This window comes from Pedobacter sp. KBW01 (genome assembly GCF_003852395.1).
Taxonomy (GTDB): Bacteria; Bacteroidota; Bacteroidia; order Sphingobacteriales; family Sphingobacteriaceae; genus Pedobacter.
This window is the reverse complement of the sequence record NZ_QAJQ01000002.1, coordinates 135,257-149,222: the sequence shown is the minus strand read 5'-3', so window position 1 is coordinate 149,222 and position 13,966 is coordinate 135,257. Positions and strand designations below refer to the sequence as shown.

The window sequence follows — 13,966 nt, the reverse complement described above, 5'->3', positions numbered from 1 at the left end:
GTCTGTAATCCAATAACTGGAAGCATTATAAATTAACCTCGTAGCAAAAAACAGTTTATATTTTTTGCCTCAATTCAATCATAATGTTTAAATTGAGTTACAAAATCTAACTAAATTTATCATGCCGAAAGATCACTTATATTCAACTACAGTAACCTGGACGGGCAATAAAGGCTCCGGTACAATGGATTATCGCTCTTACGATCGCGATTATGTTATTTCAATAAAAGGTAAAGCTGATATTTCAGGTTCTTCAGATTCGGCCTTTTTGGGCGATAAATCTAAGTACAATCCCGAAGACTTATTACTGGCTTCAATATCGAGCTGCCACATGCTGTGGTATTTGCACCTTTGCTCAAAGAACGAAATTGTGGTAATCGATTATAAAGATGAAGCGGTAGGTACAATGGAAGAATCAGCAGATGGAAGTGGCAGGTTTAGGGAAGTTACCTTGCACCCGCAGGTTCTAATTGCCGATAAGGCACATTACGAACTGGCAGAAGCACTGCATAAAGAAGCCAATAAAATGTGTTTTATAGCCAATTCACTTAATTTTCCGGTGAAACACGAGGCTAGCTGCAAGGCAGAAAACGCTTAGAAGTTTTCAGTTGGCAGTTTACAGTTCGCTTTATGATGAATAATCGTCCTCGTTTGTAAGGAGGATGGGATGAGGATGGCGATTTTATCGCTCTAATCAGATATACACGCATTAAAAATGCGGATCTCGATAATCCCCGTTACAAACGGGGATTATTGTTAGATAAGTTTTCAGTTGGCAGTTATCCATAATCGCCAACTGAAAACTGTTAACTATTTAGTTGGCCAGGTATTATCAGCTGGAGTTGCATCTACGTAAATGCCATTATCCAATTTAACCGATTTTATCTTTTTAGCTGCATTAACCGTTACACTAACTTCTTTCTGGTTTGCTTTCCAAACGGCAGGCGTTTTATGGATGGTATCTGTTTTGCCATCCGTATAAGTAACCACAACATCAAATGGAATGGCAAAACCACCAACATTTTTCACTGTTATTGTTGCTTTGCCTGCAGCCGGACTAACTTTGGTAATCGCTAAATCGAGGTAGTTATTGGTGAAGAACCAGTTTTGGAAAAACCAGTTCAGGTTTTGCCCCGAGCCTGCATTCATCGAGTTGAAATAATCCCACGGAATAGGATGTTTACCATTCCAGTTGCTCATATAAGTATGTAACGCTTTTTTAAACAGTTCATCGCCCAGCATATCTTTCAGCGCCAGATAAGATAAAGATGCTTTACCGTAAGAGTTATTGCCGTAGCCTGCACCCGAAACCTGGTCAGACATCGAAATTACCGGTTGATCTTCTTCGGTAGATTTATCGTTAATGTATTTATCAACCCTGAAATTTTTGTAAAACTTATCGGCAGCTTCTTTGCCATGTTCGGCAATGCCAATCAGGTATTCGAAAGTGGTAGCCCAGCCTTCGTCCATGTAAGCGTAACGGGTTTCATTAATACCCATGTAAAAGGGGAAGTAAGTGTGTGCCACCTCATGGTCTTGCACCAGTTGCGCAAAAACAGGATCGCCAAATTGAGAATCGTTTACCATCATCGGGTATTCCATGTCGGCAAAACCTTGAAAAGCAATGGTTTTTACATAAGGATAAGGAATACCCGGCCAGTTGTTCGAAAACCAATCTAAAGCGTTCAAATTGTATTTAACCGAGTTTACAAAATCGGTACCGGTGGTTGGGTTATAAGCAGCTTGTGCACTAGCTCTACGGTTGGTCTTTTTATCTACAATTATGCTGGCACCATCCCATACGTAATGGTTGCTCAGGGCAAAAGTAACATCGGTAATGTGTTTTACTGCAAATTTCCAGGTATTCCAATCCTTTTGCGCGGTAACCTTCCTGTCTTTCATTTCCTGTTCGGTTGCAATGTGGATTACATCGTCGCCATTGTACGATTTTTTTAAACGTGCCGAAATTTCGGGTTGTAGTACCTCATCAGGGTTTAAGAAATCGCCGGTAGCATAAACCACATAGTTTTTAGGGGCTTTGATCGAGAATTCGTAATCGTTAAAATCGTTGTAAAACTCGGCCCTGTCGGTATGCGGAATGCGGTCCCAACCGTTATAATCGTCAAAAACCGAAATGCGGGGATAACTATAGGCTACAAAAAAAGAATTGGGATCGATCTGACCTTCTCTGCCACTTTCTTTCGAGAGGGGGTAATCCCATGTTATTTTAACAGTAATTTTTGATTTGGGTAGTAAAGGCTTTTTCAATTTTACATTGCCAACAGTTCCCCAGTCTTTGCTATTAACGGCATAGGTTTCGCCATCAACCGAAAAAGTGGAAATGTTTAACCCCGAGCTTAAAAAATCTTCGCTCACGGCACCGCCTCTTGGCGAAGTGGGTTTGTGCAGGTTATTTACAAAGCGGATGGCCAGGTTTCTTAACGTATCGGTACTGTTGTTGCTGTACAAAATTTCTTCCTGGCCACTAACTACCTTCGTTTCTGCATCTACCTTAATATCCATGTTGTATTTGCCATGGTTTTGCCAGTAATTGGGCCCTGGTTTTCCGCTGGCAGCACGTGTACCTTTTGCATAGGCTTCTTTAATATTCCGTGGCATATAAAGCTCTTGCGAAGAAGCTGCATAGCCGCCCAAGCCGATAAGCAGGGCTATAGAAAATAACTTTTTCATTTTTTACGAATAATTTTAAGCTAAAAATAAGACTAATGATTGAATTTTGAAGGAGTGTATGATTGAATTTCGAATGAATGTATGATTGGATGTTACTTTTCTGTTGGGAATTACACATCATATAAATTGGTTTATGCAAAAAAGATCCCTTGAAATCTAAAAATCAGTTAAATCTTAATCTTTTATTTGCTTTTGTAATTTCCACATTTTATCTTCGTTATAATTGAAGCAAGACTATGTAGCAAACCAACTATGTAGTCTTGTTTGTTTTTTATAGCGTTTGAATAAAAATTAATAGAGCAATGACAGAGGTAACATATTATACCCAAGAGGGGTTGGATAAATTGAAAGAAGAAGTACATTATCTAACTACAACCGGTCGTCAGCTTATATCTAAAGCAATTGCAGAAGCAAGGGATAAAGGTGATTTATCGGAGAATGCAGAGTACGATGCTGCCAAAGAGGCGCAGGGATTGCATGAAGCAAAAATATCGAAATTAAAGAATACGCTGGCAAATGCACGTTTAATTGATGAGTCGAAATTAGATTTGTCAAAAGTACTTGCCTTGTCGATCGTTAAAATAAAAAATGTTAAAAACGGCGCTACCATGACTTATCAGTTAGTGGCCGAGAGCGAGGCAGATTTAAAAACAGGAAAAATTTCTGTTAAATCGCCTATTGCGCAGGGTTTACTAGGTAAATCGGTTGGCGAATTTGCCGAAATTGAAGTGCCTGCAGGTAAAATGCAGTTCGAAGTGCTTGAAATCTCGAGATAAGTATATGGCGTATGGCGATAGGTGGGCAAACCGCTTCGCGCCATACGCTTAACGCTAACCTTTAACCCCTACACCTTATGACCATCTTTTCAAAAATCGTTGCAGGCGAAATCAGCGCACATGTTGTGGCCGAAACTGTAGAATATTTAGCTTTTTTAGATGTTTCGCCATTAACTGCAGGCCATGTATTGGTCATCCCTAAAATTGAGGTCGATTATATTTTCGATATGGATGAAGACCTGTATGTAGGGCTGTGGATGTTTGCCAAAATTGTTGCTAAGGGCGTAAAGATTGCCTTCCCTTGTAAAAAGGTTGGCGTTTCGGTAATTGGACTCGAAGTTCCTCACGCACATATTCATTTAATACCCATGAACAATGTTAGCGATATGAACTTCAGCAAAGAAAAACTGAGCCCAACAACAGAAGAACTGGCTGAGGCTGCTGAAAAAATTAAACAAGCTTTATTACAGGCATAAAAATAAAAAAGGTCGGCTGCGACAACGCCAGCCGACCATTCTACCTGCCTAACCCCAAATATTTTAAGGTGCCGGAGCAACTGTGGTTGTGGTAAACACATATGGCCAAACAGAACCCGGGGCAGCCGTTCCAGGTACTGTAATCCCTTTATTATCCCCTCTTTTTGCATCAGATGCAAAATAATACAATGGCCAGCCTTTATAAGTAAGTTGTTTTTTGCCGATTGCAGCTACAGTAATTACACCCAGATCGGTTTTTGCAATAACTGAGGGTGCAATAAGTACTTCAGATTGGTAAACCGGCCATATTCCTTCCTGAGTAGTGCCTTTCGTATAATTGTTAACGCCATTTTTATCCGGGGCAAAGGCATAAAGTGTTCTGCCAAATACATCAGTAAAATATTTAGTGTTACCGGTTCCTTCTACATAGGCATTGGTGTAGCTTTTGCCGTTAGCGCCAATCAGTTGTGCATTGGCTATCATTAACGAATAATCGGGTTTGGCCACAAACCAGATTCCGCCAACACCATCACCTTTTATTTCTCCTGCAGCTGCATCGCTGGCGTAGTAATACAAGGGATATCCGCGATAAGTGCTTTGCTTGCGGCCATCAGCACGGGTAACTTCGCCAACGTCGGCCTTGTTTAAATTAAGGTCGGTGCTTGCATCTGCCGAGTAGTACAAGGGCCAGGTTGTTTCGCAACCACCACTGCAGGTTGGCGTGCCCGCAACATCAGAAGCAAAAAAGTAAAGTGTTTTCCCGTCTTTATCTGTTAGTACCGTTCCGAATGTGGTACTGGTTGCCAGCTGTATGCCTTTTTTCTGTGGAACAGGTTCGGGAGTTGGTTCTTCGGCGCTGTTCTTTTTACAGGCCGTAATTACCAGGGCCATACATGTTAAGGCCAGCAGGTTTCTTTTTAAGTAGATTAGCATAAGATTTCGTTTTTAGTTTTAACTTTAATAAAATAATATGCTGCTATTACGCCGTGCCTTTGTAAATAGTTGCTTCTACCAACAAGATTTTTTGCTAAAACAGAAGAAATAAGAATAATTTCAAAAAAAAAATTTTTCGGGCAACCTTTTGTAAACTTATACCGTAATGTGTTTTGAAAGGAGAACATGTGACCGCTAGTAGCGATACCGAACATACGATACAAAAGCATATTCAGGGCTGTGTTAGAAATGATAGAGATAGTCAGAAAGCACTATATAAACATTTCTATAGCTTTGCTATGGGGATTTGTTTGCGTTACACCAACGATCGCCTGGATGCTGCCGGAATACTGAACGATGGCTTTTTTAAAGCTTTTAAAAATATTTCAAAATACGAAACGTCGAAAGCGTTTATGCCTTGGCTTGGGCGGATTATAACCAATACCGCTATAGATTTTTACCGTGCCAATTTAAAATTTGCCGATCATGTAGATATTCAGGAGCACGAAAATATTGTGCAGGTAAGTTCTGTGTACGATAAACTGGCTTATCACGATTTGCTGGCTTTGGTACAGAATTTAAGTCCGGCTTACCGAACCGTTTTTAACCTTTTTGCTATAGATGGTTATAGCCATGAAGAAATTGCCGAAATGTTAAATATATCGGTAGGAACATCGAAGTCGAACCTGTTTAAGGCCCGGCAAAAATTACAGGAAACGTTAAAAGCTACCGAAGCGAAAACTTACCAGGTAAGAAATTCGGAAGTAGATAGAAACCTTTTACAGGTGAAGTTAAACACAAATATGCAATGAAAGAGGGAAAAGATATAGATAAATTATTTAAGGATGGATTGGGAAACCCCGATCTGCCTTTTAATGATTTAGATTGGGATAATCTGGAGGAAAGATTGCATCCAAAACCAAAGCGGAGGGTGGTACCTGTGGTTTGGCTTGCTGCTGTAGCAGGAATTGCAGCCATGTTATTGATTGTGTTTTTATTAGTGAAACCATTAGACAATCAGCCTGATGCGAATAAAGTGGTGAAAACCGATAAAGGGGAAAAAAATAATCCTAAACCAGAAAATAATGCGGGTAAGGCTACCGAAACACCTTTAAAGCAAAATGATGGGATGGTAAATAAAGATTCGGCTGTGGTAGCCACGAATGAAGCCGGAAGAAGTCATTTAGTAGAAAAAAATATATTAACTGATACAGATGCACCAAAATTAGCTTTTGTGGAGCCTGCTAATACCAACCTGTTGGCCAATAAGGTTTATCAGCCAGCGCTTAGCACTGCAATTGATCCGGTAACTTTTAAAGATCAAAATCTGATTGCCAGTGTAGCAATAGGTAAACCACAGCCCTTTAAGGAGCCTGTTTTGAATAAAAAACCGCGATTGGTGCTGAGTATTTTAGCGGCGCCTGATTTAACCAGCGTTCAAAAATCGGGTACGAGTAATTTGAGTGGCGGTTTTGGGGTAGAGGCTACTTATATTTTAAGCAAAAAGCTCAGCGTAACCACAGGGGCTACCTATGCCAAGAAAATTTACGATTCGGACTTTAGCTTGTATAGACCCAATACCAATTACGTTTTTAAAATTATACCATCAAATATCCATGCCAATTGCGATGTGATTGATATTCCGTTAAATGTTAACTATAAAGTTTTTGGCAACAGCCGCAATGCCATATCGGTAAGTACAGGGCTTTCGAGTTACCTCATGTTAAAAGAGAAATACAGCTATAGCTACGATGGTGCTTACCAGGGACCTCAAGAATATGAGGTAAGAGGTCGTAATCAGCATTATTTGGGTATTGCCAACATTGGTGTAGAGTTTCAACACAAAATCAACAACAATTTAAGCATCAGCGCAAAACCTTTCATGAAAATCCCATTAACCGATATCGGTTATGGCAATTCGAGGTTATCATCAACCGGCGTAGCAGTTTCGGTAAATATGAATTTATTCGGAAAAGGGAACTAAGCCTGGTTTATCTTTTTTGCTCGGGTAGGGGCACAAAGCCAGTTTCGCCTGGTACAGGTTTAAAACTTTGCTCCAGCCATTTTTGCTTTGCCTTTTCTATCAGTTCTTTATCCGATGCCACGAAATTCCAGTAAATAAAACGTTCTTCGGGGAAAGGCTCGCCACCAAAAATGTAAACCGTTGTGTTTTCGTGCATGGTAAACTCGCAGAGTTTGGCATCGTTGGCAATTAAAATCTGCCTCGGCTCAAAAATGTGGCCATCGCTTTCTATAGCGCCTTCTAAAATGTAAAGGGCACTTTCGCCAAAAAGATAATCGCCAATGTTTACCTTTTTACGGCTTGTGCTTTTTAATTCAAGGAAATACAGCGGACTGTAAACCGGAACCGGCGATTTACGACCAAAAGCCTCACCGGCAATTAACTTCACAGCAATACCATCTTGTTCCCATGCCGGGATATCGTTTTCTTCCACGTGGAAAAACTCCGGATCCATCTGTTCCAGATCTTTTGGTAATGCCACCCAAATTTGCAAGCCATGCAACATTTTATCGGTATGGCGCAAATATTCTGGTGTCCGTTCCGAGTGTACAATACCACTTCCTGAAGTCATCCAGTTTACCTGACCAGGTTTAATTATCACGTCAGAACCCAAACTATCTTTGTGGGTAATTTCGCCTTCAAACAAAAATGTGAGGGTAGAAAGACCAATGTGTGGGTGTGGAGGAACATCGAGGTTTTCATGGTCGCTCATTGCCGCAGGGCCCATGTGGTCGATAAAGGAAAATGGACCAACCATTCTCTTCTCTCTGAAAGGCAGTAATCTGCCAACCATAAAATTCCCAATATTGGCCGGGCGTTCTTCGATAATAAGTTTAATGTTCGACATGATGATGCTGGTTTTTGATGAGGTGAATTTACTGAAAAACAGTGAAAGTTGGAGGATAATTAGACCTGTCTCGTATTAGTCGAATTCATTTTATTGCACTGATTAATGAATGATGCTTAAATAACGTCATTGATAGCGCAACATCTTTAAAAGATTAAATCCCATCCCCTTAAATGCCCTTAGGCGTCTAAGGTGGTGAACATGTTCATCATTAAGATTAAGGCCATTAAGAGATAAAGCTACAATGATTAGTAACAGCCCATTCGATGTCGTCATTGCGAGGTACGAAGCGATCTTACTCTGATGGGTGGGAAAAAGCATCGATTCAATCTCAACTAGCGATCGTTGTTAGATAGCCTGTCTGCTGAAGGCAGGCTTTGTCGTTCCTCCTCGCAATGACGATTTTCTATTGGGGCTGTCATCCTAAGCCGGTCGAAGGATCTTCCGCATCATCTCTTATACCCAATGCCAAGGTGAAGCGGTTAAGCGTATACCTGCTCCACCATTCCCATACCTTTTATCCGGCCAACCTTAACCCACCAACCGAAAGCGTGCTAAACCTGTGGTATAGGCAAGAGCCAGCAGTACTTAATTTTTACCGGCGTAAGCGAAGCAATCCTCTACATGGGACGAAGCAGTACACAGGTAAGCCTGGCTAAAAGGTGGCCTTAACGTGGAGTAAATGTGGAGTAAATGTGGAATAAAGGAGGGGAGGTGTGATGTTTTTGGGTTTTTAAATTAACAAGTTGAAAAATTGGGTCATCGTCCCTTTGTATAAACCAATATAGAAAAATTATGGCTATCCAAAATGGAATTATTAAAATTGATGGGTAACTAAGACCATAGCATTAAAACAAAAACACCCCTTTCGAGGTGCTTTTTAAACTTAAAAAGAAAAAATAAAGATTGTTATACCAATTGCATCAAGGCTTCTTTGCTAAAGCCTTTCAGCTCTTCGGTGCGGTTGTTTTTAATTTTCTCAACCCAATTCGGATCGGCTAAAAGCGGGCGGCCAACGGCTACCAGGTCAAAATCGCCCCGATCCATCCGGCGTACCAATTCATCTAAAGAACTGGGTTGTGAGCTTTGGCCTGCAAATGCGCCAAAGAAATCGCCATCTAAACCAACCGAACCAACTGAAATAGTTGCTTTACCGGTTAATTTTTTAGCCCAGCCCGCGAAGTTAAGGTCAGAACCTTCAAATTCGGGCTCCCAGAAACGGCGCTGCGAACAGTGAAAAATATCGATGCCGGCATCAGCCAAAGGCGTTAACCATTGCTCCATTTCCTGCTCGTTTTTGGCCAGTTTAAAATCGTATGCAGCAGGTTTAAATTGCGATAAACGAATAATTACAGCAAAATCTTCGCCTACTCTTTTGCGTACTTCTTTAATTACTTCTACACCAAAACGGGTACGTTCGGCTAAGGTTTTACCACCGTAAATGTCGGTACGGTTATTTGTGCCGTCCCAAAAAAACTGGTCGATTAAATATTGGTGGGCACCATGTATTTCAACGGTATCAAAACCAATAGCTTTCGCATCGGCAGCAGCCTGTCCGAAAGCGGCAATCGTATCGGCAATGGCAGCGTCCGTCATTGGTACTCCGTTTTCGAATCCCGGACTGTTAAAAGATGACGGGCCTTCAAATGGAGCACTTGGTAGCCAGCCAGAAGCATGATTTGCATGAATACCCTGGTGCCAGATTTGTGGACCCATTTGTCCGCCTGCACCATGTACACTTTTAATTACATTTTCCCATCCGGCAAGAGCTTCGGTTCCATAAAAATGAGGAATATTTGGATCTGCAGACGAAGAGGGCCTGTTAATTACCGTTCCTTCTGATAGAATTAAACCTACTTCGCCAGCTGCTCTTTTGGTATAATAAGTAGCTACATCAGCTGTGGGTACGCCGTCAGGAGAAAATGAGCGGGTCATAGGAGCCATTACGATCCTGTTTTTAGTATTTAATGTTTTAAGGCTAAATGGCCTGAATAAACTATCTGTGTTCATGTATTGTAGATTATAATTCTGAATTGATGATTTGACTTAACTTCTCTATACCTTCCTTATTGCGCTTGTAATATGTCCATTGCCCAACACGGGTGGCACATACCAAATCGGCACGTTGTAAAATAGAAAGGTATTCGGAAATGGTACTTTGAGATAAGCCTGCCTTATATTGAATTTGCCCTACACAAACACCAACATTTTCGAAATCGGCGTTAGGCTGTTCGGGGAAATTTTTCTCGGGCTCTTTAAGCCAGTTTAAAATTTGTAAACGGGTTTTATTAGAAAGTGCTTTAAATATCTCTACCTGATCCATGACGCAAATGTATATCGACTTTTCCCGATATGCCAATTAAAAGAATGAAATTTACAATTGTATGTTTGATTCAGGGTTTTTTAACCGCAAAGTGCGCAGAGCAGGGAGAAAACAATGCAATTCCTTTTTGCACCAAATTTTCGGTCTTCCGACTCCTGACCTCCGACTATACCAGTCGAAATTGTGGTAAAAAAAGAACGGGGATAAATCATACCGACCTATCCCCGTCATCTAAATTAACGCTCTCATATATATAAACAACCAAAAGGGCGATTTATTATATAACACTTAAAATATTTTTATTTTTTTGCTACGGGCTTTTTTGCTGCTGCTTTTGGTTTCTTGGTTTCTTCCTCAGTTTCTTTTGCCGGGGTAGCTTTTTTCGCAGCTGGTGCCTTAGCTTTTTTAGGTGCTGCTTTTTCGCTTTCTGTAGCAGTTTCTTTCTTTTTAGCTGGCGCTTTAGCTTTTTTAACTTCAGCAACCGGCTCAGCAACAATTTCTTCTTTTACTTCAGCCGCTTTAGGTGTTGCTGTATTTTGTAAATAAATTGCCAGTAGCTGTTTTAAATAAACATCTGGTTTGGGCATGTTAATTACGGTACCCGGTTCTTTATCCTGCGCTTGTTTGGTATAGGCCGATTTAATTTTGCCCCAATCTTTTGAGTAAAGTTTGATGAACATTTCTAAAAACTGTTCATCTGTATATTTTTTAGGCAACCTCCCCAGCACTGCCTGAATTTTTTCTTCTTTTCTATGTAATATCGCCATCGATTTTATTTTCTGCAAAGATAGCCGAATTTTATCATATTCAGGTTTTTGCTTTTTTAGGTCCAAAAGGGTTCAGCTGAACGAGGCTTAGGCGCTTTTCTCTTCCAGGCTTGTTTCTTTCCTTCTGTTTTTTACCAAACGTTCGCGGTGCTGCATTCCCCATTCCCTCAGTTCGTTAATTACACTATCGAGGGTTCCGCTGTACTCGGTCAACTCGTAGGTTACCGTTACAGGCGTGGTGTGGAACACTTTCCTGATCACAAACTCATTCAATTCGAGTTCTTTTAGTTCTTTGGAGAGGATTTTTGGCGTAATTTCTCCCAACGATTTCTGAATTTCGTTAAAACGGAGTGGCCGGTCCTGCAAACTCAAAATCAAAGGGAGTTTCCATTTACCGTTCAATACATACAGTGCATCTTTAATGGCGTTCATGCTGGCGGTGCATGCAGATTTATCGTGGTGTTTATCTTTTGGTCCCATAGGGCAAAGTTACACGCTTTCCTAAATGATACCACTATCCTTTGGGAAAGTAGTATCTTTTTGATAGCAAAAGTAGCTAGGTTTGCCTCAAAAAAGATGATGAACACAAAAGCAATTCAGATTACGTATTGGATATCAACAGCATTGGTTTCGTTGATGATGGTTTTTTCGGCTTATTCCTATTTTGCCAACCCAGAGGTTAAGCAGGGTTTTCAGCATGTGGGTTTTCCCGATTATTTTAGGGTAGAATTAGGGATTGCGAAGTTGCTGGGTGCAATTGTTTTGCTGGTACCTATTAAAGGTTTGATTAAAGAATGGGCTTATGCCGGTTTTACAATTGTATTTGTTTCGGCCTGTATTGCGCATCTGGCCTCGGGCGATACCATTGGTCATACCAGTGCACCACTGATCTTTTTAGCCGTTTTGGCAGTATCCTACTTTACCTATCATAAAAGTAAAAAAGCGAATTAGCCGCATTTATTGGCTTAAGCGGTTTCATTTATGCTTTGCGTTGAAACTGCTTAAGTTCATCTATTAAAACGGTTTAGTTTGCATTGCAACAAATTAATGATGAAATATAAACTCCCAGGTTTTTATTTTATTTTGGGTTTGATATGAAAATCTATACTAAATATTCGGCCCTTGCTTTATTTGCTTCGATGGCTTTTTTTACTGCATTTAAGGATGACGGTAAAGCGCCGGAAAAGACGCTTAAGGCAGACGAAAGGCCCAACATCATTGTAATTCTGGCCGATGATTTGGGTTTCTCGGATATTGGCTGTTATGGTGGCGAAATTAAAACACCAAATATCGATTACCTGGCCGCTCAGGGCGTTCGTTTCAGAAATTTCTATAATACTTCGCGTTGTTGCCCCACACGGGCGGCCTTATTAACCGGGCTTTACAACCACAACGCTGGCATAGGCGAAATGACCCAGGACCGTAATATTGAAGGCTATCGCGGTGCCATAACCAAAAATACAGTTACCCTTGCCGAGGTTTTAAGGGATGCAGGTTACCGCACGGCTATGTCGGGCAAATGGCACGTTGCTAACACCGTTGAGCAACCCACGCCTCAGGCGCAACAAGATTGGTTGAACCATAAAACCAGTTTCCCGCTGTTTTCGCCAATTGATCAATACCCTACCAACAGGGGTTTCGAAAAGTTTTTTGGTACACTTTGGGGCGTAGTCGATTTTTTTGACCCTTTTAGCCTGGTAAGTGGTACCACCCCGATAACAACAGTACCCAAAGATTATTACCATACCGACGCGATTAACGATACGGCATCTACCTACATCCGCGAATTTAGTAAAGGCGATAAGCCATTTTTCCTGTATGTAGCCGAAAATGCACCGCATTGGCCATTACAGGCAAAGCCCGAAGATATTGCCAAATATAAAGATACCTATAAAGTGGGCTGGGATGCCATCCGTGCAGCCCGGTATAAAAGAATGGTAGCCATGGGATTAATTGATCCTAAAACGGCACCACTTTCGCCAAGAAAAAGTAACGATAACTGGGAAAATAACCCTACCAAACAATTTGATGAAATGGCCATGGCCGTACATGCAGCCATGATCGACAGGATGGATCAGGGGATTGGCAGGATTATTAAAACTTTAAAGGAAACCAACCAGCTAGACAATACGCTGATTGTGTTTTTAAGTGATAATGGGGCAAGTCCGGAAGATGCCATGCGTTATGGCCCCGGTTTCGATCGCCCAAGCCAAACCCGCTCTGGCGAAAAAATTGCTTATCCCATTTATAAAAAGGTAATGCCGGGTCCGCAAACCAGTTATACTTCTATCGGACCTATTTGGGCCAATGTGGCCAATACGCCCTATCAGTTGGCTAAGGCACAAGCTTACGAAGGTGGTGTACATACCCCAATGATTGCTTTCTGGCCTAAAGGTATTACGGCTAAAAAAGGCAGTTACAGCGATCAGGTTGGTCATGTAATGGATTTTATGCGCACGTTTACAGCGCTTGGAAAGGCAAAATACCCCACCCATTATAAGGGCAACACCATCAAGCCCATGCAGGGCGAAAGCTTGGTACCAGCATTAAAAGGGAAGCAGGCCGTGGGGCACGATATGTTGTTTAACGAACATTTTAATGCACGCTATGTACGCGCAGGAGATTGGAAGCTGGTTAACCTTGCCGGCGATTCGACCTGGCATTTGTACAACATTAAAAATGATAAAACTGAATTAAAAGATATGGCAGCTCAAAACCCCGATCGCGTAAAAGTATTGAATGACAAATGGCAGGCCTGGGCAAAAGAAAACCATGTGTCGCCAAAGAATTAGCCTTTAAGCTTTAACTTTAAATGGTTTACCGGGCTGAAAAGCGCTGACCCGAATTTACAGGCTTAGTCTTTCCAGCCTTTTTTCATTTTCTTATAAGCTTTTTTGCTGATTTTAGATTTCTTTTTAGATCTCGATTTCCCTTTCTTTTTTCGAGCATTAATGTTGTTCACTAACGAATTTTTAACGCCGAGCTTATTTTTCTTAGCCTTCTTTTTTGCCTTTTTCTTTGCTTTTGCCATCTCCTATTCTAATTGCTGTGTTTGTTTAACATCAAATCAGAAAGAAAAGTTCCGATAAAATATATTGAGCTTTTTAACAAAGTAAGTTGAGCTGTATAG

Annotated in this window: 15 protein-coding genes; 7 read left to right on the top strand and 8 right to left on the bottom strand. The window is 41.0% G+C overall.

Translation table 11 applies throughout. The features are described from left to right. Nucleotides 1–121: 121 nt before the first annotated feature. A complete protein-coding gene (locus tag DBR40_RS01755) occupies nucleotides 122–598 on the top strand; it encodes an OsmC family protein (RefSeq protein WP_090769184.1) in 477 nt (158 codons plus the stop codon). Nucleotides 599–810: 212 nt separating this feature from the next. Here DBR40_RS01755 and DBR40_RS01750 read toward each other — a convergent pair whose 3' ends face one another. Beyond that, nucleotides 811–2,691, bottom strand: a complete 1,881-nt coding sequence (locus tag DBR40_RS01750; RefSeq protein WP_124558083.1) for a M1 family metallopeptidase — start codon at nucleotides 2,689–2,691, stop codon at nucleotides 811–813. Nucleotides 2,692–2,993: 302 nt separating this feature from the next. Here DBR40_RS01750 and greA point away from each other — a divergent pair, with 302 nt between their 5' ends. Together greA and DBR40_RS01740 are read left to right on the top strand one after the other, a co-directional pair. Next, nucleotides 2,994–3,467 carry a transcription elongation factor GreA gene (greA, locus tag DBR40_RS01745; protein ID WP_047798983.1) on the top strand — a complete coding sequence of 158 codons (474 nt, stop codon included), beginning with the start codon at nucleotides 2,994–2,996 and terminating at the stop codon, nucleotides 3,465–3,467. 77 nt (nucleotides 3,468–3,544) lie between these two features. Next, on the top strand, nucleotides 3,545–3,943 hold the full coding sequence (locus DBR40_RS01740) for an HIT family protein (RefSeq protein WP_124558082.1): 399 nt from the start codon (nucleotides 3,545–3,547) through the stop codon (nucleotides 3,941–3,943). 63 nt (nucleotides 3,944–4,006) lie between these two features. On the opposite strand, the gene DBR40_RS01735 is transcribed toward DBR40_RS01740, so the two are convergent. Next, nucleotides 4,007–4,876 (bottom strand): hypothetical protein, encoded by an 870-nt coding sequence (locus DBR40_RS01735; RefSeq protein ID WP_124558081.1) that lies wholly within the window; start codon nucleotides 4,874–4,876, stop codon nucleotides 4,007–4,009. A gap of 173 nt (nucleotides 4,877–5,049) precedes the next feature. Here DBR40_RS01735 and DBR40_RS01730 point away from each other — a divergent pair, with 173 nt between their 5' ends. Then, on the top strand, nucleotides 5,050–5,688 hold the full coding sequence (locus tag DBR40_RS01730) for an RNA polymerase sigma factor (RefSeq protein ID WP_233603758.1): 639 nt from the start codon (nucleotides 5,050–5,052) through the stop codon (nucleotides 5,686–5,688). Next, nucleotides 5,685–6,860, top strand: a complete 1,176-nt coding sequence (locus tag DBR40_RS01725; RefSeq protein WP_124558080.1) for a hypothetical protein — start codon at nucleotides 5,685–5,687, stop codon at nucleotides 6,858–6,860. Before DBR40_RS01730 ends, DBR40_RS01725 begins: the two co-directional genes overlap by 4 nt. Nucleotides 6,861–6,867: 7 nt before the next feature. Here the strand turns inward: DBR40_RS01725 and DBR40_RS01720 are convergent, their stop codons facing one another. From DBR40_RS01720 to DBR40_RS01700, 5 genes are all read right to left on the bottom strand, one after another. After that, nucleotides 6,868–7,746, bottom strand: coding sequence for a pirin family protein (locus DBR40_RS01720; RefSeq protein WP_124558079.1), 879 nt, complete (start codon nucleotides 7,744–7,746; stop codon nucleotides 6,868–6,870). Nucleotides 7,747–8,655: 909 nt separating this feature from the next. Further along, nucleotides 8,656–9,756, bottom strand: a complete 1,101-nt coding sequence (locus tag DBR40_RS01715; RefSeq protein WP_124558078.1) for an NADH:flavin oxidoreductase — start codon at nucleotides 9,754–9,756, stop codon at nucleotides 8,656–8,658. A 10-nt stretch (nucleotides 9,757–9,766) separates the two neighbouring features. Next, nucleotides 9,767–10,069, bottom strand: coding sequence for an ArsR/SmtB family transcription factor (locus tag DBR40_RS01710; protein ID WP_124558077.1), 303 nt, complete (start codon nucleotides 10,067–10,069; stop codon nucleotides 9,767–9,769). A 299-nt stretch (nucleotides 10,070–10,368) separates the two neighbouring features. Beyond that, nucleotides 10,369–10,854 carry a hypothetical protein gene (locus DBR40_RS26820; RefSeq protein ID WP_233603756.1) on the bottom strand — a complete coding sequence of 162 codons (486 nt, stop codon included), beginning with the start codon at nucleotides 10,852–10,854 and terminating at the stop codon, nucleotides 10,369–10,371. A gap of 69 nt (nucleotides 10,855–10,923) precedes the next feature. Further along, the gene (locus DBR40_RS01700) at nucleotides 10,924–11,316 is read right to left on the bottom strand and encodes a winged helix-turn-helix transcriptional regulator (RefSeq protein ID WP_124558076.1); all 393 of its coding nucleotides are present in this window, start codon (nucleotides 11,314–11,316) and stop codon (nucleotides 10,924–10,926) included. Nucleotides 11,317–11,412: 96 nt separating this feature from the next. Between DBR40_RS01700 and DBR40_RS01695 the strand changes: the two genes are divergently transcribed. Next, the gene (locus DBR40_RS01695; RefSeq protein ID WP_233603755.1) at nucleotides 11,413–11,787 is read left to right on the top strand and encodes a DoxX family protein; all 375 of its coding nucleotides are present in this window, start codon (nucleotides 11,413–11,415) and stop codon (nucleotides 11,785–11,787) included. A 143-nt stretch (nucleotides 11,788–11,930) separates the two neighbouring features. Continuing rightward, nucleotides 11,931–13,628: an arylsulfatase gene (locus DBR40_RS01690; RefSeq protein ID WP_124558075.1), complete on the top strand. Its 1,698-nt coding sequence runs from the start codon at nucleotides 11,931–11,933 to the stop codon at nucleotides 13,626–13,628. A gap of 62 nt (nucleotides 13,629–13,690) precedes the next feature. Here the strand turns inward: DBR40_RS01690 and DBR40_RS26815 are convergent, their stop codons facing one another. Then, nucleotides 13,691–13,867 (bottom strand): hypothetical protein, encoded by a 177-nt coding sequence (locus DBR40_RS26815; RefSeq protein ID WP_166208445.1) that lies wholly within the window; start codon nucleotides 13,865–13,867, stop codon nucleotides 13,691–13,693. Nucleotides 13,868–13,966 lie beyond the last annotated feature (99 nt).